Below are 1,196 nucleotides of genomic sequence, written 5' to 3'. Positions count from 1 at the left end.
GGACGAGGTTTGGCTCAATCCGGAACGGGCTGAACCTGAATTAGTGAAGCTGGCTGCATGAAGTGACGCGACAACTTTGTTGACAACTACCGAGTCGACATGTGACCCGTGTGCATGGCCCGCACTGCGGACCAGATGATAGGTATGCCCCGGTATGCTCGGGCCGAACGGCTGCGTCAGGCGCCCGGCCGCGATGTCGTCCGCCACCAGCTCAAGGCTCAGCAGTGCAATTCCCTGTCCCGCCAATGCCGCCTGGATCGCATGCCCTTCGTCCGAAAAAAGCAGCTGACCGTGACGTGCCTTCCACGGCAAGCCCGCCGCCGCGAACCAGTTCTTCCAAGTAGGGTTGAGCGGATGGTCCTGGCTCCACTTGAAATCGATCAACGGGACCTGGTCCAGTTCCGCCCGGCCCAATGCTCCGAGCTGGGGACTGCACACCGGCGCGAAGCGGTCGGTGAACAGCGGCTCCGCCACCATGCCGGGATACGGCCCTCGCCCGTAGCGAATCGCGACGTCGGCGACATCAGACCCGAGATCGACGGTCTGATCGGACGCGTACAGCTCCAGGTCGATTTCCGGGTACAACTTTTGGAAGTCCGCCACCCGGGGCGCCAACCAGCGCGCCATGAACGCATTGGTCGCCGAGATGATGACTCGGTGGCGGGCCGGCGCCGTTGCCAAGCGCTGCAGGGCCGCCTCGAAAGCATTGAAACCGTCGCGCAGCACCGGATACAGCTCCACCCCGGCGTCGGTCAAGACCACTTTGCGCACCTGCCGCTCGAACAGCTTCAGGCCGGTGTATTCCTCGAGAAAGCGAACCTGGTGGCTGATCGCCGTCGGCGTGACGGCAAGTTCATTGGCGGCGAACTTGAAGCTGCCGTGGCGGGCCGCCGCTTCAAACGCGCGTAGTGCCGAGAGTGGTGGGAGTCGCCGCATTGGGTGTATAGATGAAAATAATTCACCTTATGCCTGACAACTTAGCGTTTGTCAACACAGCGGCGCACGCCTATCTTCCCCCTGCGGCCTGACAGACCGATCACTCATCCACCACCGTTATGAAAGCAGAAAATCATGCTCGAACAAATTATTACCCAACCGGACAATTGCTGTGGTCAAGTAATTTCGGACACGACGATAGGTTGGCGTGCTGCCATTTTCCGTTCGTAGACGGTGGGCGACAGATTGCCCAATGCTGA

At 60.5% G+C, this 1,196-nt stretch carries 1 protein-coding gene; it reads right to left on the bottom strand.

Going from position 1 to position 1,196, the window contains the following annotated elements:
* Positions 1–936, bottom strand: a 936-nt coding sequence (locus H7U20_RS29555) for a LysR substrate-binding domain-containing protein (RefSeq protein ID WP_233411181.1), incomplete at its 3' end; no start/stop codon positions are given.
* Positions 937–1,196 lie beyond the last annotated feature (260 nt).

The organism is Rugamonas violacea, from assembly GCF_016461825.1.
In the GTDB taxonomy this organism is placed as follows: Bacteria; Pseudomonadota; Gammaproteobacteria; order Burkholderiales; family Burkholderiaceae_D; genus Rugamonas.
The sequence above is the reverse complement of the archived record's forward strand: the minus strand, read 5'-3'. Positions and strand labels throughout refer to the sequence as shown.